The following is a 24,222-nucleotide window of genomic DNA, read 5'->3' as shown; positions in this document are numbered from 1 at the left end:
AATTTAAAAAATGTTGAATAATAAAATCGTTATGCTATAGAGTTTAATATAAATATAATAAAGGATTCAAGATGAATTCGAAACAGTTGTTATTTATTTATTGTTCGACAAATAAATATCGTTGAAAGCGAATTAACTTTCAAATAATGTTTCGCTCAGAATAATCTATGCTAAAATCAGTAGTGTAGATCTAAACGAGAGTAGGGAAATGAATGGCAGTAAAAAAATTCAGTAATAAAAAAACGATTAGTTATTATATGTGTGATCGTACGCATACATTGACACTTCCAATGTTGGTCAATTTGATTCTAGAAGTTTCTGGAGAGCAATCAGATGAACTAGGCTTGGATGAACAAGTCATGGAAGAAAAGGGTTATTCATGGATTATCTTACAATATGAATTTCATATTACAAGGTTTCCTCACAATAAAGAAACGATCGAGATAGAAACATATGCAACAGAATACAATAAACTATTTTGTTATCGAGATTTCGTTGTCAGAGACGAAGAAGGTACAGAATTGATTCATGTACAGTCAACTTTTGCCTTATTCGATAGTGCTAAGCGAAAAATGGCCAGATTACCAGAAGATATCGTTACGCCGTACGAAGCGACATTCAATAAAAGAGTGAGACGAACACCTAAGCCAGTAGAAATCAATGAAGAAAAAGTATATGAGCAACCTTTTAATGTTAGATATTTTGACATTGATACGAATCAACATGTGAACAATTCAAAATACCTAGATTGGACATTAAGTACGTTAGGTGGAGAATTTCTATCCCAACACACAATGACATATGCAAACGTCAAGTTTGATAAAGAGGTATACGAAGGTAAATTAATCAACAGTTCAGTAAGTATTGATGAAACAGAAGATCACATCATTACTGCACATAAAATCAGAACAGAAGATATCATCAATTGCAGTGCAAGTTTTGAGTGGAAAAAACAATCATAGACACTAAGAAAGTAGTGGGCGCATTGGTCACCATCAAGGATATTGCCAAGCAAGCTGGCGTCGCAAAAAGTACCGTTTCACGGTATTTAAATAATGGCTCTGTCAGTGAAGCAACAAGGAAAAAGTTAGATGAAATCGTTAAAGAAACAGGCTATACCCCTAACACCTTTGCTAGAAGTCTTAAAGCAACTAAAACGAATATGATTGGCGTAATTATTCCGCGGTTAAATTCAGCTTCTACGAATGAAGTTTTGAACGGTATAGATCAAGAAGCAAGAGAACATGGCTATGAACTTATTATTACGAATGCAAATCAAGATTTAAATCGTGAGTTGGGAAATATCCAAACATTGATCAAGCAGAAAGTAGAAGGCATTATTCTGTTAGCGCGCGAGATTACAGACAATCACAGAGAATTGATTAAAAATGCTAATATTCCCTTTCTTGTATTGGGTCAAAAAACGGATGCGATTCATTCGATGTCTTATGCAGATTATGATGCTGGATATAAAACCGGTCGCTATGCTGCTGGACTTGGTCATCGATCTTTCTTGTTTTTCGGTGTTTCGGAGCAAGATCAGGCAGTTGGACTGGAAAGAAAACAAGGATTTATAGATAGCTTAAAGGACGAGTCAGATATAGAGATAAAAATAGTAGAAACAAGTTTTTCTAAGAAAGTAGCTTACCAAGATGCCTTAACGACATTACCAAAATCAACGGCAACATATGTGGTATGTGCAACAGATAATATTGCGATTGCCGTAATGAAAGCTGCGATTGAATTAAACTATTCCATTCCTGATGATTTCTCTATCAGTGGATTCGGAGGATATGAAGAAACAGATTATGTTCATCCGAGTATCACAACGATTAGTTATCCTTACTATGAAATGGGCATTAAGGCAGTCGATCAACTCACTGAGCTAATTAAAGGTACGGAAACACCTTATGAGACACTGTTATCTAACAAACTAGTGGTTAAAAACTCAACAAGAGAAAAAAAGAAAGCATAAAAGAAAATGCTTTCTTTTTTTTCTTGCAAACAGAACCGGTTCCTGATAAGATGAAATCAGTTAAAGGAACCGGTTCTGTTTCCTGAGGTATTTGGACTTTTTAAAAAGAACTTATTTTTTTACAAAACGATGGAAACGGTTACTAATGATGAGAAAAGGGGATTGAGCAGCATGAAGTATGATAACACAATTGATAAATTGATTGATGTAGTCGGTGGAGAAGAAAATATTAGAAATTTTGAGCATTGTGCTACAAGGTTAAGAATTATTTTGAAAGATGATACTAAACTTGATAAAGAACGTGTAGATGAAGTTCCAGAAAGTAAAGGGTACTTTTTTAATACGGGTCAGCACCAGTTTATCTTTGGAACAGGAAAAGTGAATGCCGTTTATGGTGAAATGGAACAGCGTTTAGGAGAGAAAACTTCTGACAGTGGATCGCAGAATTTTAAAGATGATGTGTATCAGAATCTAAGTCCTATTCAAAGAGTGGTGCGTACGCTAGCGGATATTTTGATTCCATTAATTCCAGCATTAGTGACTACTGGTTTGCTAATGGGGATCAGAGGATTTATTCTTGAGCTGGGCATAGAGATGAGTCCAGACTGGTTGACGATGTTCCAAATGTTGACAGACACTGCGTTTGCCTTTTTACCTGTACTGATTGCATTTAGTGCTACACGTAAATTTGGTGGAAATCCAATTTTAGGAATAGTCGTTGGACTGATGCTTGTTGCACCTCAATTGCCTAATGCCTATGCAGTAGCTAGCGGAGATGCAGAGCCGTTGACCTTATTAGGTATTGATATCATTGGTTATCAAGGATCAGTGATTCCAGCTATTCTTGCAGGTTGGATGATTGCTAAATTAGAAAAAATCTTCAGAAGTTTTGTACCAGCGATGATGGATCTGATTGTTACGCCATTCTTAACAATCACGATTACCGTAGCGACAATGCTTTTCTTATTGGGTCCAATCGTTCAAATCGCAGAATCAGGTGTGATCAATAGTATTATTTATCTGATTGAAGCACCATTTGGAATCGGCTATATTATTTTTGCTGGTTTACAACAAGCGATTACGATTACTGGCTTACACCACTCAATCGGTATTATTGAAATCAGCCTATTAAATGATGGGGGAACCAATGTCATACAAACACTTGGAACAGCAAGTATGGCTGGTCAGTTCGGTGCTGCTGTAGGCGCGGCCTTTTTAATGAAAGACAAACTAAAGCGGTCTAACGCATTGAGTGCCAGCGCTTCAACATTATTTGGTATTACAGAACCACTATTATTTGGTGTTAATCTTAGATCAATGAGCATATTCGGTTCAGGTATGGTCGGCGGTGCAGCAGGAGGCTTACTCACTTACTTCCTAGGAATTTCAGCATCAGGCATGGGGATTACCTTTATTCCTGGGTTATTACTTTATACAAGCAGTATCTGGAGTATGTTGCAATATATACTTGTCATAGCAGTATCTTTTGCTATAGGATTTGTATTAGTAAAAATACAAAGTCGTTCAATTCGAGCAGATCTGAACGCGAAATAATAAAAACAAACTAAAACGATAGTAAAAAGGAATGGGTACATGAATTTATTGACAGAAACTTTGCAAAAAGGCATTGAAGGTCGACAGCATTCACTGCAACAGAAAGTTGCTGCGGATCCATGGAGACTATCATTTCATCAGCAACCGCCAACAGGTTGGTTAAATGATCCAAACGGTATCCACCAAAAAGAGGGGATTTATCACGTTTATTACCAATATTCTCCTCTAGACCCTGAAGGAGGACTGAAATATTGGGGGCACAAGACGTCTAAAGATCTCGTTCATTTTAAAGAAGAAGAGATGTTTCTTTATCCCGATCAGAAATTTGATTGTCATGGTGTCTATTCTGGAAGTGCTTTTGAAAAAGAAGGTGTAACACACTTTTTCTATACAGGGAATGTCAAACATCCAGGAAAACATGATTATATTTCTAGTGGTAGAGAACAAAATACGGTTCACATGACGAGTCAAGACGGCTTTACCATTGATAGTCGTGAAGTAGTGATTGACTCAACCGATTATCCAGCAGGGTTTACCCAACATATTAGAGATCCCAAGATTATTGAAAAAAATGGGTTATTTTATATGGTTCTTGGTGGACGTACGATTGAAGATAAAGGAGCTATTTTACTTTATGTGTCTGAAGATTTATCGAAGTGGACTTATACGGGTAATCTTCTCGAGAATCAGCCAAAACTAGGTTATATGTGGGAGTGCCCAGACTTCTTTGAACTCGACGGACAAGATATCTTATTGATGTCTCCGCAAGGTGTAGAACAAAGTGGAAACGAATTTGAAAATATCTATCAGTCTGGTTCAATGATTGGAAAAACCAATTGGGAAAAGTTAACGTTTGAACCAAGTGGGCCATTTATCGAACTTGACAGAGGATTTGATTTCTATGCTCCGCAAACCTTCTTGGATGAAAAAGGTCGAAGGATTCTATGGGGATGGATGGGACTTCCAGATATTGAATCGGATTATACTAACCCAACGATCGAACGTGGCTGGCAACATGCTCTAACACTGCCAAGAGAACTGACCATTGAAGAGGGGAAACTCAAGCAGCGTCCGTTGTCTGAATATAAACGATTAAGAAAAGATGGAATAGAAACACAACTAGACTTAAGCGAACAGTATCAAAGTATGCCGGAAACGAGCACAACATACGAAATGCTTGTTAAAATGAACTCTCCAAAAGAGCCGATCACGATGCAGCTTTCGCAAGATATCGTACTGACTTTCGATGGACAGGGATTTGCCTTAACGTTAGGTAAATCAGGATTCGGAAGAAAGACAAGAAAAATTGATCTAACAGCATTAGATCAAATACAGGTGTTCGTGGATACCTCTTCGATCGAAATTTTCTTAAATGATGGTGAATATGTGTTGACTAGCAGAATGTACCCAAAGGAAAAAACAACAGCGATTCAGTTCAAAGGAAATACAAGGATCCAAGTAGAAAAATGGGATTTAAAGGAAGCCTAGTGAATAAAAAAAGCGCAAGCGATCAGTCGTTCAATTGATCACTTGCGCTTTTTGTACATTAAACTTTTTCAAATATTTCCGTAAGATAGTCTATCTCAACAGACTGTTCTAATACGACGAGTAATTTCAAACGAGCCTTAGGGCCACTCAAACCAGGGGCGAAAATAACGCCAGCATTTTTCAGCTGTTTTCCGCCACCTTCGTAATCGTAAATGTCTTGTGCAATACCATTGAACGCACGAGACGTTAATACGATAGGCACACCTTTTTCAATCAAAGCATGAATACCGTTTAATGTTGCTGGAGGCATATTTCCGGCGCCAAGGGCTTCTATGACCAATCCATCAATATCACTATTGATGAGTGAATCCATTAGAAATCCTTCCATTCCTGCGTAAGCTTTTAATAGTGGAACGACTTTATTGACACTATTAATCGGAAAGCATTCTTTTTTGATTAATTTTTGGAAAAACATGACTTCTTTTTTAGATACGATACCAATAGGTCCGAAAGTAGGCGTTCTAAAAGTGGCAACATTTGTTGTATGGGTTTTTGTTACATAGCGTGCTGCATGAATTTCTTCATTCATAACAACGAGAACCCCTTTGTCGGCAGCGTCATCGGACATAGCTGTCCAGACAGCATTTTGTAGATTTCTGACACCATCAGATCCGATTTCATTTGTTGGGCGCATCGCACCGGTCATGACAATTGGAATGGAAGAGGGAACAGTCAAATCTAAAAAATAAGCTGTTTCTTCTAAAGTATCTGTACCATGTGTAATAACGACACCATCAATATCTTTTGCTTGAATGGCTTCGAGAATTCGATTTTTGACAATAAGCATATCGGCTGGTGTCATATGAGGGGATGGTAGTTGTAAAATATCTTCCTCAGTTAATTTGACTTCTTTATCAAATACATATTTATATTGATTTAATGGATGTTCAGAACTAGGTTTCACGACGCCAGTACTTTGGTCTGTACTCATGGAAATCGTGCCACCTGTGTGCAAGATTAAAATATGTTTCATTATTGTTTCCTCACAATCATCTAAAGTACGGGTTTGTATATTTTTCATGACCAATCGTAGTATCTTTGCTATGACCAGGATAAACAGCGTAGTCCTCTGGTAAGGAAAATAGATAGTGTTTGATTGCTGGCAACAGTTTGGCTGGCTCACTGCCAGGAAGGTCTGTTCTACCGACACTGCCTCTAAATAGAGCATCCCCAGAAATCACAAATTTATCTTCGTGGAAAATAAAGCTTACACCACCAGGAGAATGTCCCGGTGTAGGAACGACATCAAAAGTAAAGTCTTCAATATCGAGTGTTTCAACTGGATCAAAAAGGTAGTCAGCAGGATTAGCGATGATACTGAATGGTTTATTGACGGAGAGGTTTCGTACAGGATCGCCTAACCACTCTTGCTCTTCAGCACTGACATAGACAGGAATGTCATAATCTACTCTAATATCTTCTAATGAACCGATGTGATCGAAGTGCGTATGCGTGAGTAAAATAGCTACTGGTCGAACGTTAAGTTCTTCAATTTCATTTTTGATTTTACTGGTCTCATCTCCTGGATCAACAATTAAAGCTTGATCGCCTTTGTATATAATATAACAGTTCTCTTCAATTGTACCGGTGATGATTTGTCTTACTTGAATCATAAATGTATCCTCCAGCTCATAAATTAATAGTCGGCGTTGAAAAAGACCGACGTTGCTTACTTATTATAACGAATAAAAAGAGTGCTGTCGAAGGGAGGGAAATGATTGGACAATCCCCTTTTTAAGGAATAAAATATAAATTAGAATGATTATAATATAGGAGGAAGATTTATGGTAAGCGAAAAATCAAAAGCATATTTGAACACATTGGTCGCGACACAAGGGCTATTTTACATCAAGCTACATCAGGCACATTGGTTCATTAAAGGACCGAATTTTTTCTCACTTCACCCTAAATTGGAAGAACTGTATGATGATTTGACGGAACAAATGGATGAAACGGCAGAAAGATTACTATCTATTGGTGGTACACCTTATTCAACATTACAAGAATTCTTAGAACATTCACTGATTTCTGAGTCAGTTGAAGAAAGAAAACTGTCTGAAGAAGAGATGATCCATAATGTGATCACTGATTATGAAGTATTAAGAGATGAGCTTGCAAACGGTATTAAGTTAACAGATGAAGAACACGATGATGTTTCAAATGATATGCTGATTGCACAAAAAACAGAAGTAGATAAAACAATCTGGATGTTACAAGCATATAGAGGACACAAAGCGTTAGACGATAAAAAATAAAGTTGGCTGGGTGTAAGTCCTATAAGCTCTTTAACGATAAGAACCCCAGAGAGAATTGTATGTTTATAATTTTCTCTGGGGTTCTTTTTGGTTAAGGGTCCCATTTTTTCTTTTATTGTGCGTTCGTAGATTAATCGTTATGAAGATCAGCGTCGTTTGACTTTCCGCGAATGGATGCATGCGGTAGCCTGTCTACTTTTGGGTGATTTCAAACGTATCCGTCAAACCGTTTAGAAACTGACCAAATGAGGCTGGGACAAAAGTCCCAGTTAAACAATAAGATCCGCCGGAAATCTCAAGTAGATTTTCCGGTGGATCTTATTCGTCTATGTAAGCAAAAGGAGCACAGCTTTGCTATAATATAATCACCACAAAAACACCATAGAAAGGGTGCTCCTTATGTATACTCAATATACCATGAACCAAACATTCTTACCATTAGAAATGGATAGCTATCTGCCAGAAAACCATATCGTCTACGCCATTCACCAAGTCGTAGAAGATCTAGATGACGCGCAGTATCAATTAATTGAAAACGACTTCGGTCGTCCAGCTTACCATCCAAAAGTTTTACTTAAAGCACTCCTGTTTGCCTACTCAGAAGGCATCTTTTCAGGTCGGAAAATAGAAAAAATGATGCAAGAAAATCTAGCCATGCAATGGTTGACCGGACAAACGCTGGTATCTTACCGTACACTCAACCGATTTAGAGTATCAGAAACGACTAAGGGTATCTTACAAGACCTCTATTGCACATTTTCTATTCGTCTGAAACAGGAAAAACTAATTGAAGGAAAAGCCCTGTTTATTGATGGTACTAAATTTGAAGCAAACGCCAATAAATATACTTTTGTCTGGAAAAAAGCTGTTGATCGATTTTATCCTCGATTGAAAGAAAAAGAAGTACAGTACTATAAAGAAGAGATCGCTCCACTAATCGACCAAGCGGTCGAAAAAGATCAGAACCAAGTATTTTCTAAAGAAGAAATTGCAGCGTTACATGGACTTATTCAGGAAGAAATCGAAAAAGTTGAGCTAGAGATCAGTGACGCAACAGAAAAAGAAAGAGTAAGTAAATTAAAGAAAAAACGTCGTTCCTTGAAAAAGCATAGAAACAGGTTAAAAAAAGACTTTATACCGAGAGAAAAGAAATATGAAGATTACTACAATACATTTAATGGTCGAAACAGCTTTTCTAAAACAGACAAAGATGCTACATTCATGCGGATGAAAGACGACCACATGATGAATGGTCAATTGAAGCCGGGCTATAATATCCAAATCGCCACTGAAAATCAGTTTGTTTTGCATACGCAAGTTTACCCTAACCCAACGGATACAAGAACACTTATCCCATTTATGCATTCTCTTCCTGAATCGGTTCAACCGTCAACTTTTATTGTCGCAGACGCGGGATACGGTAGTCAGGAAAATTTAGCTTACTTGGATCAGTCCTCTTGGACTGGCCTGGTTAAATATGGCATGTATGAGAAGGAACAGAAGAAGCGATTTATACTGTCAGATAAAAATACAGCTAACTGGCTTTACGAGGAAGAACATAATACATATACGCATCCTGATGGTACAGTTTATGCTTATAGTCATGTTAGTAAACGGAAAACAGCTACAGGTTTTATAAGATTAGCGCATATTTATCAATCAACAGACCCACAGTATAGGAATGGTAGAAAATCCTTTTCTATTAACTATGAGTATGAAGAGCAAAAATTAGATATTCGAGAAAAGCTTTCGTCAGAAGAAGGTATTCATTTTTACGGAAAACGTAAAATTGATGTAGAACCAACTTTCGGACAGGTGAAGGCCAATTTGAGGTTCACTCAATTTTCAGTTCGTGGAAAATCCAAAGTAGAAAACGAAACTAATCTGATTTTTATGGCTAATAATCTATGGAAATACAACAAGAGAAGAAAATAGTAAAGTAAATCAATGAAAAGAAACCCTAGAAAAATTGTAAAAACACAATTTTTCTAGGGTTTTCGTATTTAAAGAGTTACTGGGACTTATGTCCCAGCCTCATTTTTTAGATAAACTGACCATCTTGTTCCATTAGCTGACCAATTTGTAAAAGAAGATGCTCTTGACCTTTTGGTGCGGTCAATTGAATTCCGAGCGGAAGTCCAGCTTGTGTTAAGTGTGTAGGTAAGCTGATTGCTGGCTGCCCTGTCAAGTTTGCGTGTTGCGTAAAAGGAGTGATATCCCAACTTTGTGTAAACATATCCCAAATGATTTGTTGCGCTTCACCAGAAGTATAGCTTTGTGTTTGTTCCATTTGTTGTGTTAACGTTTCAGACCAATAGGTTCTTGTTACTTCAGGTGCAACATCTGCTGTAGCGGGTTCCAATAAAAGGTCGTATTGCTGATGGAAGTTATGATAAATTTCAGCTGCATGATCCCATTCGGCTATAGCACGCGCATAAGTTGCAGCGGGTAATTTTTTGCCGGCCTGCAGTAAAGTCCAAGTCATCAATTCCATATCCGTTAACGAAAAGGATCTTCCAAAACTGTGCTCAAGCCCTTCAAAGAAAGCAGCAGTTTCACCAGCATTCATTGCATAATAGCTCTCCATTAAGCGAAGCGTATCTATATCGGGTTTAGCCTCGGTAACTTGATGACCGTTAGCTTCAAACCAACTTGCGGCTTTTCTGACTGCTTTTTCTGCCTCTTTATCAATTGGATGAAGACTCGGAGCTGTTAAATTCATTGCGATTTTTAGCGGTCTGTTTAGCGGTTGCGCTAATATAGATTGATAGCCTTTTTCGAACAATGGCGTTTGGAATGCTGCTTGAGGTTGAACGACTTGAACCGCATCAAGTAAGGCAGCTGTATCTCGGATTGTTTTCGTTAAAGCGAAAGTGATAGAAGCACCTTGCCAACCACGACCGCTCCCAGGCCCGACAGCTGTTCGGCCACGAGTAGGTTTTAAGCCGACCAGACCGGTAAAAGAAGCAGGAATACGAATCGAGCCACCGCCATCGCTAGCACCAGCAATTGATGTCATATTAGAAGCAACTGCAGCAGCAGCCCCACCACTTGAACCACCAGGTGTCCGGTTATCGGCCCAAGGATTTCGAGCAGGACCATATAAAGTAGGATTTGTAATATTCGTAAATCCGAACTCAGGAACATTCGTGTGACCGATTGGAATGAATCCAGCTTTTTCTAAATCAGTAACAAAGTGAGCCGTTTGTTTCGCTTTAACATCTTTCAACAAACGGGCACCGGAAGTGGCGGGTTCTCCTTTGAGATCTTGCCCCAACCCTTTTAAGAGGATAGGAACCCCACCAAATGGCAAATGGTCAAAATTTCTCGATTGTGCTTCTTGTAGTGCTTTCTCTTTTCTCGTTGAAATGACAGCATTTAAACGGGGATTTTGCTGATCGATTTGTTTGAAACTCTCCATAATAAGTTCTTTAGGTGAAGCTTGTTTTGTACGGACAAGGTTTGCGTAGTACAAACCATCTTGTTTACGATCGAAAGGTGATGACATAGGGTAACCTCTTTCCTAACTTGTAAGTATCTCTAGGATACTGTACATAGCAGATTTGTTAAAGAAAATAACAAAAGATTCAAAGAGCTAGTCCAATTATTGAAGTAGCGAAAAGAATTTGACGGAAAATAAAGACAACATTGTTTTTTTAAATAGCTTTAAAACCGTGCACAATAGGATTATAGATAAAGTTATGGTAAAATAATTTCAAATTATGTAAAGGAAGAATCAGCGCATGCAAATTGTCAAAACATCGAATGAATTAGAAACGAAACAGCTAGCAGGTAGATTGGCTAAGCATGTAAAACCGGGTATGACGATTCTGCTCGAGGGTGAACTAGGTGCGGGAAAAACAACGTTTACTAAAGGGTTTGCTGAGGGACTCGGTATTGATCGAGTGATCAAAAGTCCAACGTATACGTTGATTAGAGAATATACACAAGGTAGATTACCACTTTATCATATGGATCTTTATCGACTCGAAGATACAGGAGCCGAAGAAATGGGACTGGATGAATACTTTGAAGGTGACGGCGTCTGTGTGATCGAATGGGGATCTGTCGTGAAAGAAGAACTCCCAACAGAACATTTGCTTATTGAAATAAAGACTGCTCTTGAAAATATGGACAACAGAGAACTCATGTTAACGGCTGTCGGACAGCAATATGAACAATTATTGAAGGAGTTAGAAAATGAGAGAAGAGATTGAAATCAGTATTAGAGAAGCCATTCCATCAGATGCAGCATCTTTGCTTGCGTGTCTGGAAAAAACAGCTCTTCAAACGGGTTATATGACAATGGGTGAGGAAGGTTCTGGTCTTTCAGTAGAAGAGGAAGCGCACCATATTGCTGAAATTTATGACTCTGAAATCAATTGTCTAATCGTAGCCTTGCTTGGAGAAGAAATCATCGGTATGGCGACCATTCATGCCGTAGACAAACCTAAGATCAAGCACATCGGTGAATTGGGTATAGTAGTGGATAAAACGTACTGGGGATTTAAAATCGGTACAGAGTTACTGAAAGAAGTAATGCATTGGGCAGATGAGTCTGAGGTCATAGAAAGAATTGAATTAAAAGTACAACAGCGAAATGAAAGAGCCATTCATTTATACGAAAAATATGGATTTGAACTCGAAGGAATCATGCAAAAAGGCGTTAGAGATAACGGTGAATTTTTACCAGTCTGTATGATGGCGAAACTCGTATAAAAAAACTGGCATCATTGGAAATGAAGTAAAACTTCTTCCAGTGATACCAGTTTTTTTTATGCGAATTTAATGAGACTTCTTAATGAAGTCGTGCCGTATTCTTTTTCTTGATTAATTAAAATCGTAGCACATGCGCGAGCATCTTCTAGTGCATGGTGATGATTCAAAGGAATATTATAGTGCGCTGCTACTGTATTGAGCTTGTGATTAGGTAATTGTCTGAGTAGTCTTCTAGAAGACTGGACGGTGCAAAGGGTCTGGAAACGAGGGTGATCGATTCCGTAATAATCAAGTGTACCTAAAAGTATGCGTTTATCAAAGGGCATATTATGAGCAATAACGAGTTGATCATCAGTAAAGTATTTAGACATTTCTTCCCATACTTCTGGGAAATAGGGGGCATTTAAGACGTCTCTTTCTCGAATACCATGGATACGGATATTTCCAGCATCGAACCAAGTGTCAGGGTTGATCAATGTATAGTATTCGTCAACGATTTGATTATTTCTAACGACGGTAAGTGCTACAGAGCAAGCGCTATGTGTTTTTCGATTAGCTGTTTCAAAATCTAATGCAGTAAAGTTCATGAGCATCCTACTTTCTTTTATGAGAAGCTATTTGATCTAGCTAGCGACGTCCAATAAACGAACGTGCATTCTTATAAAGTATACCATGATTATTAAGGGATTCAACTATGCAAGAAAGTTATGATACGATTTTAATGTTTTTGTTTCAGAAATTTGACGAGTCTATTGATAACCGAATGATTGGGATAGATTATGTAACAAATTTTAAAAATCGTTCTTTCGTTCGATGCTACCTGTGCTATACTCTTTCTATATCAAAGTAGTTAGAGGAGTTGTACGCATTGAATTTTGACCAAGAGGTTTTTGATGCCATTGAGCAAGAAAAGAACAGACAAGAAGAGAATATTGAACTGATCGCTTCTGAGAACTTTGTATCTGAAGCAGTTATGCAGGCACAAGGAAGCGTACTGACAAATAAATATGCAGAAGGCTATCCCGGTAAGCGGTATTATGGTGGTTGTGAGTTTGTAGATATTGTAGAAAACCTGGCTATCGAGCGAGTGAAAACATTATTTGGAGCAGAGTATGCCAATGTACAGCCACATTCTGGTTCACAAGCCAATATGGCTATTTTCCAGACATTCCTTGAACCTGGAGATACTTATATGGGGATGGATTTGAATCATGGTGGTCACTTAACACACGGCTCGCAAGTGAACTTCAGTGGTAAATTATATAATGTCGTTCCTTATGGCGTAAATAAAGAAACAGAAACAATTGATTTTGACCAAGTTCGTGCATTAGCACTTGAACATAAGCCTAAGTTGATCATCACGGGTTATAGTGCTTATCCAAGAGAAATTGATTTCCAGAAATTCAGAGAGATTGCTGACGAAGTGGGTGCGATCTTAATGGTAGATATGGCACATATCGCTGGTTTGATTGCGACAGGAGAACATCCTAATCCAGTTCCTTATGCAGACGTCGTGACGAGTACAACACATAAAACACTCAGAGGTCCTCGCGGTGGTTTGATTCTTGCAAAAGAAGCTTATGCTAAAAGACTGAATAGTGCGATTTTCCCTGGTATTCAAGGTGGACCACTTGAGCACGTTATTGCTGCAAAAGCAGTCGCGTTCAAAGAAGCCCTTCAGCCAGAATTCAAAACGTATACACAACAAATTATCAAGAATGCTAAAGCAATGGCTGATGTATTCAACACGTCAAAAGGACGCGTAATCAGTGGTGGAACAGATAACCACTTGTTATTGTTAGAAGTAACGGATTTTGAAATGAACGGAAAACAAGCAGAATCATTACTCGATCGTGTGGGCATAACCGTTAACAAGAATACGATTCCTTTCGAAACCCTTAGTCCATTCAAGACAAGTGGTATTCGTATCGGTACACCTGCCATCACAACAAGAGGATTTGACGAAGAGGCAAGTAAAAAAGTAGCCGAACTGATCGTCCAAACACTTGAAAATAAAGATGATGAAGAACAACTTGAACAAGTTAAAATAGCCGTTCGTGAGCTAACGACTCGTTTCCCACTTTATAACTAACACAATGGAAGGAATCCCATATAAGTGGGATTCCTTTTTTGTCTAAAATGAGAATATAAAGAGAAATTTTGAAAAGCTTGCATGTAAACCATTACATAGAATAAGGTTAAGGTGTTATATGAAAGCGGTACAATATAAAAGCATTTAAGGGAGGAAGCACGAAAATGGCAAAAGATGGATTAAAGATAGTAACAATAGGTGGTGGATCTAGCTATACACCAGAATTGATCGAAGGCTACATTCTTCGTAAAGATGAACTTCCAATAAAAGAAATTGTATTAGTGGACATAGAAGATGGAAAAGAGAAATTAAATACTGTAGGAGCTATGGCTAAACGAATGGTCGAAGCAGCAGGTCTAGATTGGAAAGTCACATTAACATTAGACCGTAAAACGGCCCTAGAAGATGCCGACTTTGTAACAACGCAATTCCGTGTCGGTTTACTAAACGCTCGTGTGAAAGACGAAAGAATTCCATTATCTCATGGTGTTTTGGGACAAGAAACCAATGGTGCAGGGGGAATCTTAAAAGCTTTTCGAACGATTCCAGTTATTTTAGAGATTATAGAAGATATGAAAGAAGTTTGCCCAGATGCTTGGTTAGTTAACTTCACGAATCCAGCAGGCATGGTGACAGAAGCAGCAATCAAACATGGTGGTTGGGAACGGACGGTAGGCTTATGTAATGTGCCTATTGGTCATGTTAAAACAGCTGCAGAGAAACTAGACCTTCCAGCAGACGATCTATTCTTTAAATTTGCAGGTATCAATCATTTCCATTGGCATAGAGTATGGGATAAAACAGGTGCAGAGCGGACAGATGAATTGATTGATTTAATATATGGACCAAATCAAAGTGAAGAAGATAATCATTTGAAAAACATTCATAGTGCATTATTCCATTACGAACAAATACAAGACTTGCACATGTTGCCTTGTGGGTATCACCGTTATTATTATATTGAAGATGAAATGCTTGAGCATTCTATTGAAGAGTTCAAAAATGGAGAGACACGTGCACAAGTCGTTAAGGAAACAGAAGCACGGTTGTTTGAGATGTACAAAGATCCTAATCTTGACCACAAACCAGAAGAATTATCTCAACGCGGAGGGACACATTATAGTGATGCAGCTTGTGAGATCATTGCTTCTATTCAAAATGATAAACATACTGAAATGGTGGTTTCCACTAAAAACAATGGAACGATCACAGACTTGCCATATGATTGTGCAGTAGAAGTCTCAGGGGTCGTTACGGCACATGGATTTGAACCGTATAACTGGGGTACATTTGAAAATGATGGCGCAAGAGGAATGATTCAGAATATGAAAGGGATGGAAGAAAGTGTCATTCGAACTGCCATTGAAGGGAATTATGGAGCCGCACTCCAGGCATTCACTGTTAATCCGCTGATCCCAGGTGGGCGTATAGCGAAAACACTCCTAGATGAAATGCTTTATGCACATAAAGACTATTTGCCACAATTTGCAGACAAAATAAAAGATATCGAAAAAAACCAACCAGAAACTGTTCATTATGTTGACGAATTGATGAAATCAAATGTAAAACAAGTAGTAGAATAGTACTTTGAGAAAAAGCCTGAAGTCATCTGACTTCAGGCTTTCTTAGTAGAAGATTGATTGAATAACTGAAAGAGTAGTTGCTATTATCTATTACCATAAAGTATGATAAGTTATAAGCGATTTAAGAAGGAGCGATATAATGGTGCTATTGTTAGCAGCAATGATTACACTATTACTACTATTGAATTACCTACAGCAGAGAGAAATCCAAAAGCTGAAAGGTCTTTTCGTATTTGATGAAAGTGAACTGCAGTCGTTCGCAAAAAAAACATTAGCTATTGAGAAAGACGAAGTTAAAACAATAAAATTACTTAGAGAACGTTATTATCCTTTAGATTTATTATCAGCCAAAAGCATTGTAGATAAAGTGAAAAGTACGTAAGATAAATGCTAACAGAGGTTATCTAAAAGTGGTTAGTTCGTACTCTGATTGATATTAAAAGAAGGATTATTCTACGCGGCTATAAATCTCGTAAGCAACATAGCCGATTAAAAGGCCAATAGCAGCACCAATAGGAATCGCAGATAATAAAGATATCGAAAAAAATAGACTTGATAAGATAGCAAAGAGTAAACCCAATAGCATTCCAAGAGGAATTAAACTGTCTAACAAGGTTTGTGCTTGTTGGGTACGCTTCTTACCGAGTGTGCCTTTTATAGACTTGGATTTTATTTTATGAATCACAAAAATAACCACTATACCAACAAAAATAATTGGAAAAATGATATGGACAATTTCTAAAAGCAGGGCCATCACTACATCACTCCTTTTTGCTATACTAACACATATGAAGAAGCACTTTAAGCATCATCAAAACTTCACATGTAATATAACGAAATAAATTTACTATGTTCTTTCAACTGATAATCAAATACACAAAAAGAAAGCAGAAAAGTTCTTCTGCTTTCTTTTTGTGTGGTAAAAATATTTTTTCTCTACCGACTAACTCTGCTTAGTCAGCTAGTTTTGAAGGGAAGATTAGTTTTCTAAGTTCAAGAATAACTGTTGTAGCCAGTGCTAAACCAGCAGCGATTCCCCATTGTTCTAGACCAAATGTTGCGGGTATATCAAATATTGGACGAACGATTGGCAATATTGTAATCGCATAAAGTACCATACATACTGCAAAGGCACCAACAACATATTTATTGGTCATAAATCCTGCTTGGAATACCGTTTGAGAGTTCGAACGTGCAGGGAAAACTTGCAATGTTCTGGCTAAAATCAAGGTTGTGAAGGCCATGGCTACACTTATTTCATTAGAATACCCTAGACCGATATATTGGGATATAATAACAGCAATCCCAATGGTCAATCCTCTAAAGATAACAGATTGTAACGTTTGTCCAGAGAAAATACCTTCGTTAGGATCTCTAGGTTTTTGTTTCATAACATGTGGTTCACCAGGTTCCATCCCTAAAGCAATTGCTGGAATAGAGTCGTTGACCAGATTGATAAATAATAATTGTAAGGCAGTGAAGGGATTGACCCAGTTCATGAGCAAGGCAGCAATAATCGCTACTACAGCTCCCAAGTTACCAGAAAAGAGATAAGCAATGGCCTTCTTGATGTTACTATAGACGTTACGACCAACAGATACAGCACTGACGATAGAAACGAAGTTATCATCTGTAAGGATCATGGCAGCCGCATCTTTTGATACGTCAGTTCCGCTCCCCATTGCTACTCCAATATCTGCTTGCTTCAGTGCAGGCGCATCGTTGACCCCATCACCAGTCATTGCAGTGATTTGGTCTTTATTTTGCCAAGCTTCAACGATTCTGATTTTATTTTCCGGTGTTACACGCGCATAAACTGTGATACGTTCCAGTTTTTCCATTAATTCTTCTTCCGATAAGGCATCTAGTTCTTGACCGGTTAAAGCGATATCGCCTTCTGTGAATATTTCTAAGTCACGTGCGATCGCACGAGCAGTCGTCTTGTGATCTCCCGTAATCATAACAGTTCGGATACCAGCTTCTGCGGCTTCCTTAATAGCATCATAAACTTCTTCTCTTGGCGGATCGATCATGGCAAATAATCCAACAAAAATCAAATCATTTTCATCTTCAAGATCCAAATCCTCTTTAGAAATCGGTTTATAAGCGAAAGCAAGCACGCGCATTGCTTGATCAGAAAAATGTTCGTTACTTTGATGTAAGGCTTTTAAGTGTTGATCAGTCAATTCTTCAACTTGTCCATTAACAAGGATTTTTGAACAGCGCTTGAATACAACATCGGGTCCACCTTTGGTCAAAATCAATTGTTCACCATCAATGTCATGAAGAGTCGACATTAGCTTACGTGTTGAATCAAATGGCAACTCTGACTTTCTTGGATAGGCATCACGCAATTCAGAGAAAGGTAAACCTTGTTTGTTACTGTAATCAATTAAGGCGATTTCAGTTGGATCGCCACTAGCTTCACCAGCTTCGTTGATAGAAGAGTCATTCGCTAGAACAGCGATTTGCATCAGACGCTTTTCGTCTGATGACCACTGATCAGGCTGGTTAGTGTAGGCAGCTTCTTCTCGTTCCGCTAAAAAGGTATCCACTACAGTCATTTTGTTTTGTGTAAGGGTACCTGTTTTGTCTGTACAGATGACACTAGTAGAACCAAGCGTTTCAACAGCTGGTAGTTTACGAATAATTGCATGACGTTTAGCCATTTTATTTGTTCCTACTGATAAGACGATGGTTACAATAGACTGAAGCGCTTCTGGAATGGCTGCAACAGCGACAGCTACGGCAAACATAAATGCATTTAATAGAGGGATTTGGATATCTTGGGTTCCACTAAAGAAGATACGAGCAGCTTGAATACCAAATATCAAAATACAAAGAGCTAAAATAACAAATCCTAATTTTTTACTGAAAACTTCGAGTTTACGTTGTAACGGTGTTTGTTTGGCAGAAGCATTTTGAATTAATTTTGCTACTTTACCCATTTCAGTATCTGAGCCAATACCGGTTACAACATATTTGGCACGTCCATAAGTGACTAGCGTTCCGCTGTACACCATATTCAATCTATCCGCTAACCCTGTTTCTTCTGTGATGGTTTTGGCATCTTTATCAGAAGGAACAGACTCACCTGTTAACGCACCTTCTTCAACTTGAAGAGATTCTGCCTCGAATAATCTACCGTCAGCGGGAATATTATTTCCTGCTTCTAAAATGATTACATCACCTACAACAAGTTCTCGTGCTGGCACACTTTGTGTACTCTTATCACGAATAACGGTTGCTGTTGGTGCAGCCATGTCTCTAAGTGAAGCAAGGGAATCCTCTGCTTTTCTTGTCTGTACAACACTCAAAATGGCATTGATAACGAGAACGGTAAAAATAATAATTGATTCAACCGCTTCTCCTAAAATGACTTGAACGATGGCAACGATCAGTAAGACGATAACCATGGGATCTTTAAAACTTTCTAGAAATAAAGAGAAAGTAGACTGGCGTTCTTTTTGTTCCAGCTCATTAAAGCCATTTTCCTCCTGGCGTTTTTTCACCTCGGAAGTAGATAACCCCTCCTTTGTTGTATCTAAAGAAGACAATAGGTCTTCAGGTTTTTGCTGGTAATACTGCATAAACTCAATCATCCTTTCTGTCGTGAAGGAACCTTCAATAGAAAAAAAGAGACGTATGCGGAGGCAAAAAGCTCCGCATACGTCTCACTATTTAATACAGCACCAGCAGATAAACAAGTATCTACGGTTGGTGGCACTGTAACAGCTTTCGCTGCAAGTTACTCCCGTAAGCATATTATATTGTCGAATTCATTATATAAAACTATTGAGATAAAAGCAAGAACAATCCTTTTACTGTATATAGATAGAAAAGGTGGTCAGACAAGTCCATCAAGAAACTTCAGTAGATCGTATTGTTTTTCTTCCGGCAAGGCGTGAATCACTGTACTCAATCTTTTTTCAATCGGACTCGCTTCATCTTTGAAAAACTCTGATAGACTAACGCCTAAGGCATCACAAATATGAGATAAGGTTTTTAAAGATAACTTCGTCGAATTATGTTCGATAGCAGATATGAAAGAAGGAGAAATATCGATTTTCTGCGCAAGTTCTTTTGCAGTCATGTTTGCGGATATTCTTAACGCTTTGATTTTGGGTCCAAATTCCATTGTAGGCACCTCAGTTTTTTTATTAGCATGAATATCATAGCATGTTGAAATGTGAAGTTAAAGATTAATTTTCCGAATGAAAACACTTTATCATGTAAATGTTAATCTATAAGTGAATTTTTTGTTGATTAAAATGATAAATGTGTTAATATATTTAATTGTGGCTATAAAGAGGTTTAGCTGAAGAAGGAGAGAAGAAATGAAAAATAAAGAAAATTCAGGTGATGCAACATTTCGACCGATGCAGTTAATGAAAGAAAATAAATCAGTCGTTAAAAATGAAGTGCTAGCTGGATTAACAGTTGCTTTAGCGCTGATTCCTGAATCGATCGCGTTTGCTTTTGTAGCAGGGGTTAGTCCAATATTAAGCTTACAGACTGCTGTCATGATTGGATTTATTGCAGCACTATTTACAGGAAGACCCGGAATGATCAGTTCATCAACGGCAGCTATGGCAGTGGTATTTGCATCGCTCGTTGCTATGCACGGACTAGAATATTTATTTGCGACAGTTGTATTAACAGGTATTATACAAGTTAGTATTGGTTTACTTAAGTTAGGAAAGTATGCACGCATCATTCCTTACCCAGTGATGCTCGGATTTTTGAATGGGTTATCGATTGTTATTTTTATCGCACAATTGGATCAATTTAAAATCAGTCAGATTACAGAAGTAAATGGAAATACCATAACCGAATCAACATGGATGCAAGGATTAGATTTGTTTTTGATGATTGGTTTTGTCCTTCTGACAATGGCGATTATTCATTTTGTTCCTAAATTTACCAAAGCGATCCCATCAAGTTTAATTGCAATTATTGTCATGACAGTAATAGCAGTTGTGTTGGGTAACAATGGTATTCATTTAAGAAACGTACAAGATTTCGCTGGAATGGAAATTGCCGGTGGACTTCCAGGATTTCATATCCCTCAAGTCCCCTTAAACTTTGAAACGTTGAGTATTATTTTCCCCTATGCAGTTATAGGAGGCTTAGTAGGTTTAACAGAAGCAGTGTTGACTTTACAAGTATTAGATGAAATGACGAATACAAGAGGAAGAACCAACAAAGAAATTATTGCTCAAGGTCTTGCCAATACGGTCAACGGATTCTTTGGTGGCATGGGTGGAGATGCAATGATTGGTCAGTCGATCATTAATGTTAAATCTGGCGGTAGACATCGTTTATCAGGTTTAGTAGCCGCTTCTGCATTGATGTTTTTCATTATGTTTGGTTCTAGTTTTATTAATGCGATCCCATTAGCTGGTCTAGTTGGCGTTATGTTTATGGTCGTGGTTGGTACGTTTAAATGGGAGAGCTTGCGCTACAGAGGTAAAGTACCAGCGCAAGACATTCTCGTTGTCATTATCGTTTCAGTCATTACAATCTTTGCAGATCTCGCAACAGCTGTTATTTCTGGTGTTGTTGTTTCAGCATTGATCTTCGCTTGGGAAAAAGGGAAAGTAATTTACGCAAATGTCGAGGAAACCAATGGCGAAGAAAAAACGTATAAAATCAATGGAACATTATTTTTCGGTTCTGTCTTGAACTTCAAAGAGTTGTTCGATGTACACAATGATCCAAATGAAGTGATCCTTGATCTTAAATACGCAAAAGTAACGGATTATTCAGCAGTTGAAGCAATCAGTTCTATCACGAAACGTTACGAAGAAGCTGGAAAAACTTTCAAAATCGTTCGTTTGAGTGACGAGTGTAAGCGAATGTTCCATAATGCCAATGCCTTTACATCAGTCATTATCGATGAAGGTGAAGATGAAATTATCGAATATCCTTATGTATAAATCAAAACGACTGTTAAGCTTACCTAATAGGTAGACTTGACGGTCGTTTTTATGCTTAGAGATAAGAAGCGAAATAATAAATTGATAGTATTTGGATTTTTCAAGGATTATTTAACATAAGAGATACAGCTGATTTACAGCTAAGTTAGTTTCATACTAGCCATCATTCTTTTCCAAACGCTTTTCAACTAAAGTTCTTACAAAATAGGCTAACGAAAGTGAAAGGAAAAAAATACTAGATACTAATTTCATAACATCATAAGTGAGTATGTTATTTTCTATAATTGGGAAATTAGAAGTGAAGACCAAGTACAAGTTACAAAAGCCTATTAAAGCAAAAGTAATAGCAATAAATGGCCCGTTTTGTTTTTTCTTGAAATAAGCACCGCTATAAATCATCCTTACAGCAGAATAAATAATAGCAATAAATACTAGTAACATCATTTCGAGGCTCTGGTTTTCAGCCCACTTTCTATCAGAAAATAAATGAACAGAGAAGTTAATAAATGTAAGAAAAAGAACTATAATGAACGATTCACTCCCATATTTATAGCGTAAAAATTTTTGGTACTCATCATAATTTTTCATTTGGAATTTCCTCCCAGAATAAGTCATTTAAGGTAACGTTTAAAGTTTGGCAAATCCGAATACATAAATTGATTGTAGGATTGTAATCTCCTCGTTCAATAGCAACAATCGTTTGTCTAGTCACATCCACTTGATCAGCGAGTTCTTGCTGAGATAGATTCATTTTAGCTCTTGCTGCTTTTAACTTCAGGTTTTTTGTCATAAAAAACTCCTTCTTAAAGTATACTTTATTATTCAATATGTAAAATATACCATACATTTTTTCGTTGTAAAGTAGTTGTCAAAAATAAATAAAGATTTTTCTTATAGTGAATAATCCTAGAAAATAGAATTAAATAAATTAAGATTTTTGGTATTTTCAAACAATAAATAAATTCTTAAAAATTAAAATAAAGATGATTTCTATATGATAGAATGAATTACGATAAAAATTAACAGGCCACTTAATAGTTATGGAGGTAGTGTATGACAGAAAAGTTAACAATTGCCATAGTGGATGATGAAACCATTCAAATCGAAAGCATGAAGTCATTAATTAAAAGATCCGCTGAAACGTTAAACTTATCGGTAGAACTACTCGAATTCTCAAGTGGTGAAGCTTTTCTATTTGAATTGGAAGATCACAAGGCGATAGATATTGTTTTTTTAGATATTGAGATGAACCAACTAGATGGACTGGATGTTGCAAAGAAAATCAGGGAAACAGAACAAGGGCTCACTATCGTATTTGCGACAGCTTTTGCGGAATATGCTGTTCAGGGTTACGATGTTCAAGCGATGGATTACCTACTTAAACCAATCCATGTAGATAAAATTGAAAGAGTACTGACACGCCATCTTGAAAAGAAACCGGCGATTAAAGAATCAATAATGATTGAATCCAATGGTGAAAGGATTAAGTTATTTCTGGAAAATATTCTCTTTATCGAAGTGAATCGGAGAGAATGTACGATTCATTTAAAGGAGCAGATAGTGACGACTAATCAGACTTTAAAGGAAATTTCAGAGAAATTGACAGATGACTTCATTCAAACCCATAGAAGTTATATCGTTCACGTAAAATATATCGATCGCTTATTAAAAACGGATATAAAACTCTCGAATGGAGAAAACATTCCATTATCGAGACGGTTGGCTAAAGTGGTTCAAGAAAAATTTGTGGACTTCAATAAGGGGGGGGTATTTTACCATGAATAGTGGTCTATGGATAGGAATCATAATGATGTTGGGTATAGTAGCAATCATTTTCTTATATAAACAGCAAAAGACGATTGATTTTTATAAAATTCAAGAACAAGAACTGGACCAGTATGCGATTGAGATTGAAGCCATATATAGGCAAATGAGAGGGATTCGCCATGATTATCGCAATCATTTGCAAGTAATGAATACATTAATGAAAGAGCAGCAATTTGAAGAATTAGCTAATTACATAAAACAACTGAACAATGAACTGAATCAAGTAGATACAATCATTCAGACGGGTAATACGATGGTCGACGCAATTGTAAATACAAAATTGACAAGCGCGAAACGAAATAATGTAGAACTATTCGCAACGGCAATTGCACCAAAAAATCTATCGATTGAACATGTTGATTTAGCGATCATATTGGGAAATTTGTTGAATAATGCCTTGGAAGCAACAACGAAAGGGAAAAAAGCTGGAGAGGAAAATTTTATTCGTCTTTATATTGCACCAATGAAAAACACTTTGTACATAAGCGTTACGAATACGATGATTGAAAATCCTAAGCCTTCTTTTCTTTCTTTGAAGCAAATCAATCGAAGAGGGTATGGACTATCTCGGATCGATCAAGCAGTAGAAAAATACGAGGGGATTGTCAATCGTAAATGGGAAGATGGTATTTTTGCGACAGAAGTCACCCTACCTATTTATGACCGTTCGTGACGATAATGAAACCACTCATACACTTCTAAGCCAGAAGTGTATTTTTTTAGATAAGAT

23 protein-coding genes are annotated in these 24,222 nt (G+C 37.4%); 14 read left to right on the top strand and 9 right to left on the bottom strand.

Going from position 1 to position 24,222, the window contains the following annotated elements:
* The first annotated feature begins 212 nt into the window (after positions 1-212).
* From J5J05_RS03130 to J5J05_RS03115, 4 genes are all read left to right on the top strand, one after another.
* Complete coding sequence (locus J5J05_RS03130; RefSeq protein WP_208559215.1) at positions 213-962, top strand: acyl-[acyl-carrier-protein] thioesterase; 750 nt, start codon at positions 213-215, stop codon at positions 960-962.
* Positions 963-985: 23 nt separating this feature from the next.
* Positions 986-1,975, top strand: coding sequence for a LacI family DNA-binding transcriptional regulator (locus J5J05_RS03125; RefSeq protein ID WP_208559269.1), 990 nt, complete (start codon positions 986-988; stop codon positions 1,973-1,975).
* Between the two features lie 171 nt (positions 1,976-2,146).
* Entirely contained in the window at positions 2,147-3,529 is a 1,383-nt protein-coding gene (locus J5J05_RS03120; protein WP_208559214.1) for a PTS transporter subunit EIIC, read from the top strand.
* 39 nt (positions 3,530-3,568) lie between these two features.
* On the top strand, positions 3,569-5,017 hold the full coding sequence (locus tag J5J05_RS03115; protein ID WP_208559213.1) for a glycoside hydrolase family 32 protein: 1,449 nt from the start codon (positions 3,569-3,571) through the stop codon (positions 5,015-5,017).
* A gap of 58 nt (positions 5,018-5,075) precedes the next feature.
* On the opposite strand, the gene J5J05_RS03110 is transcribed toward J5J05_RS03115, so the two are convergent.
* Together J5J05_RS03110 and J5J05_RS03105 are read right to left on the bottom strand one after the other, a co-directional pair.
* Positions 5,076-6,050 carry an asparaginase gene (locus J5J05_RS03110; protein ID WP_208559212.1) on the bottom strand — a complete coding sequence of 325 codons (975 nt, stop codon included), beginning with the start codon at positions 6,048-6,050 and terminating at the stop codon, positions 5,076-5,078.
* A gap of 16 nt (positions 6,051-6,066) precedes the next feature.
* Entirely contained in the window at positions 6,067-6,687 is a 621-nt protein-coding gene (locus tag J5J05_RS03105) for an MBL fold metallo-hydrolase (RefSeq protein WP_208559268.1), read from the bottom strand.
* Between the two features lie 174 nt (positions 6,688-6,861).
* On the opposite strand from J5J05_RS03105, the gene J5J05_RS03100 reads away from it, so the two are divergent.
* Together J5J05_RS03100 and J5J05_RS03095 are read left to right on the top strand one after the other, a co-directional pair.
* Positions 6,862-7,332, top strand: a complete 471-nt coding sequence (locus J5J05_RS03100) for a Dps family protein (protein WP_208559211.1) — start codon at positions 6,862-6,864, stop codon at positions 7,330-7,332.
* A gap of 399 nt (positions 7,333-7,731) precedes the next feature.
* Positions 7,732-9,267, top strand: coding sequence for an IS1182 family transposase (locus tag J5J05_RS03095; protein WP_208559210.1), 1,536 nt, complete (start codon positions 7,732-7,734; stop codon positions 9,265-9,267).
* Positions 9,268-9,373: 106 nt separating this feature from the next.
* Here the strand turns inward: J5J05_RS03095 and J5J05_RS03090 are convergent, their stop codons facing one another.
* Positions 9,374-10,840 (bottom strand): amidase, encoded by a 1,467-nt coding sequence (locus J5J05_RS03090; protein WP_208559209.1) that lies wholly within the window; start codon positions 10,838-10,840, stop codon positions 9,374-9,376.
* Between the two features lie 235 nt (positions 10,841-11,075).
* Between J5J05_RS03090 and tsaE the strand changes: the two genes are divergently transcribed.
* Both tsaE and J5J05_RS03080 read left to right on the top strand, forming a co-directional pair.
* Positions 11,076-11,549 (top strand): tRNA (adenosine(37)-N6)-threonylcarbamoyltransferase complex ATPase subunit type 1 TsaE, encoded by a 474-nt coding sequence (gene tsaE, locus J5J05_RS03085; protein ID WP_208559208.1) that lies wholly within the window; start codon positions 11,076-11,078, stop codon positions 11,547-11,549.
* Positions 11,533-12,051: a GNAT family N-acetyltransferase gene (locus J5J05_RS03080; protein ID WP_208559207.1), complete on the top strand. Its 519-nt coding sequence runs from the start codon at positions 11,533-11,535 to the stop codon at positions 12,049-12,051. Before tsaE ends, J5J05_RS03080 begins: the two co-directional genes overlap by 17 nt.
* Positions 12,052-12,107: 56 nt before the next feature.
* Here the strand turns inward: J5J05_RS03080 and J5J05_RS03075 are convergent, their stop codons facing one another.
* Entirely contained in the window at positions 12,108-12,638 is a 531-nt protein-coding gene (locus J5J05_RS03075) for a 3'-5' exonuclease (protein WP_208559206.1), read from the bottom strand.
* Positions 12,639-12,919: 281 nt separating this feature from the next.
* On the opposite strand from J5J05_RS03075, the gene J5J05_RS03070 reads away from it, so the two are divergent.
* From J5J05_RS03070 to J5J05_RS03060, 3 genes are all read left to right on the top strand, one after another.
* Entirely contained in the window at positions 12,920-14,143 is a 1,224-nt protein-coding gene (locus J5J05_RS03070) for a serine hydroxymethyltransferase (RefSeq protein ID WP_425270340.1), read from the top strand.
* A 164-nt stretch (positions 14,144-14,307) separates the two neighbouring features.
* Positions 14,308-15,726: a 6-phospho-beta-glucosidase gene (locus tag J5J05_RS03065; protein ID WP_208559204.1), complete on the top strand. Its 1,419-nt coding sequence runs from the start codon at positions 14,308-14,310 to the stop codon at positions 15,724-15,726.
* Positions 15,727-15,865: 139 nt separating this feature from the next.
* On the top strand, positions 15,866-16,108 hold the full coding sequence (locus J5J05_RS03060; protein ID WP_208559203.1) for a hypothetical protein: 243 nt from the start codon (positions 15,866-15,868) through the stop codon (positions 16,106-16,108).
* Positions 16,109-16,174: 66 nt separating this feature from the next.
* Here J5J05_RS03060 and J5J05_RS03055 read toward each other — a convergent pair whose 3' ends face one another.
* The 3 genes from J5J05_RS03055 to J5J05_RS03045 all read right to left on the bottom strand — a co-directional run bounded on the left by J5J05_RS03055 (position 16,175) and on the right by J5J05_RS03045 (position 19,864).
* On the bottom strand, positions 16,175-16,480 hold the full coding sequence (locus J5J05_RS03055) for a hypothetical protein (RefSeq protein ID WP_208559202.1): 306 nt from the start codon (positions 16,478-16,480) through the stop codon (positions 16,175-16,177).
* A 199-nt stretch (positions 16,481-16,679) separates the two neighbouring features.
* Complete coding sequence (locus tag J5J05_RS03050) at positions 16,680-19,316, bottom strand: cation-translocating P-type ATPase (RefSeq protein ID WP_208559201.1); 2,637 nt, start codon at positions 19,314-19,316, stop codon at positions 16,680-16,682.
* Between the two features lie 257 nt (positions 19,317-19,573).
* A complete protein-coding gene (locus J5J05_RS03045) occupies positions 19,574-19,864 on the bottom strand; it encodes a helix-turn-helix domain-containing protein (RefSeq protein WP_208559200.1) in 291 nt (96 codons plus the stop codon).
* Between the two features lie 199 nt (positions 19,865-20,063).
* Between J5J05_RS03045 and J5J05_RS03040 the strand changes: the two genes are divergently transcribed.
* Complete coding sequence (locus tag J5J05_RS03040; protein ID WP_208559199.1) at positions 20,064-21,665, top strand: SulP family inorganic anion transporter; 1,602 nt, start codon at positions 20,064-20,066, stop codon at positions 21,663-21,665.
* A 156-nt stretch (positions 21,666-21,821) separates the two neighbouring features.
* On the opposite strand, the gene J5J05_RS03035 is transcribed toward J5J05_RS03040, so the two are convergent.
* On the bottom strand, positions 21,822-22,253 hold the full coding sequence (locus J5J05_RS03035) for a hypothetical protein (RefSeq protein ID WP_208559198.1): 432 nt from the start codon (positions 22,251-22,253) through the stop codon (positions 21,822-21,824).
* The gene (locus J5J05_RS03030) at positions 22,240-22,455 is read right to left on the bottom strand and encodes a helix-turn-helix transcriptional regulator (protein WP_208559197.1); all 216 of its coding nucleotides are present in this window, start codon (positions 22,453-22,455) and stop codon (positions 22,240-22,242) included. The genes J5J05_RS03035 and J5J05_RS03030 overlap by 14 nt, the downstream gene beginning before the upstream one ends.
* A gap of 263 nt (positions 22,456-22,718) precedes the next feature.
* Here J5J05_RS03030 and J5J05_RS03025 point away from each other — a divergent pair, with 263 nt between their 5' ends.
* Together J5J05_RS03025 and J5J05_RS03020 are read left to right on the top strand one after the other, a co-directional pair.
* Entirely contained in the window at positions 22,719-23,450 is a 732-nt protein-coding gene (locus J5J05_RS03025; RefSeq protein WP_208559196.1) for a LytR/AlgR family response regulator transcription factor, read from the top strand.
* Positions 23,443-24,165, top strand: a complete 723-nt coding sequence (locus J5J05_RS03020; RefSeq protein ID WP_208559195.1) for a sensor histidine kinase — start codon at positions 23,443-23,445, stop codon at positions 24,163-24,165. Before J5J05_RS03025 ends, J5J05_RS03020 begins: the two co-directional genes overlap by 8 nt.
* Positions 24,166-24,222 lie beyond the last annotated feature (57 nt).

This window comes from Marinilactibacillus kalidii (assembly GCF_017599325.1).
Taxonomy (GTDB): Bacteria; Bacillota; Bacilli; order Lactobacillales; family Carnobacteriaceae_A; genus Marinilactibacillus; species Marinilactibacillus kalidii.
Note: the sequence above shows the minus strand (reverse complement) of the source record. Positions and strands in the feature narration are given on the sequence as shown.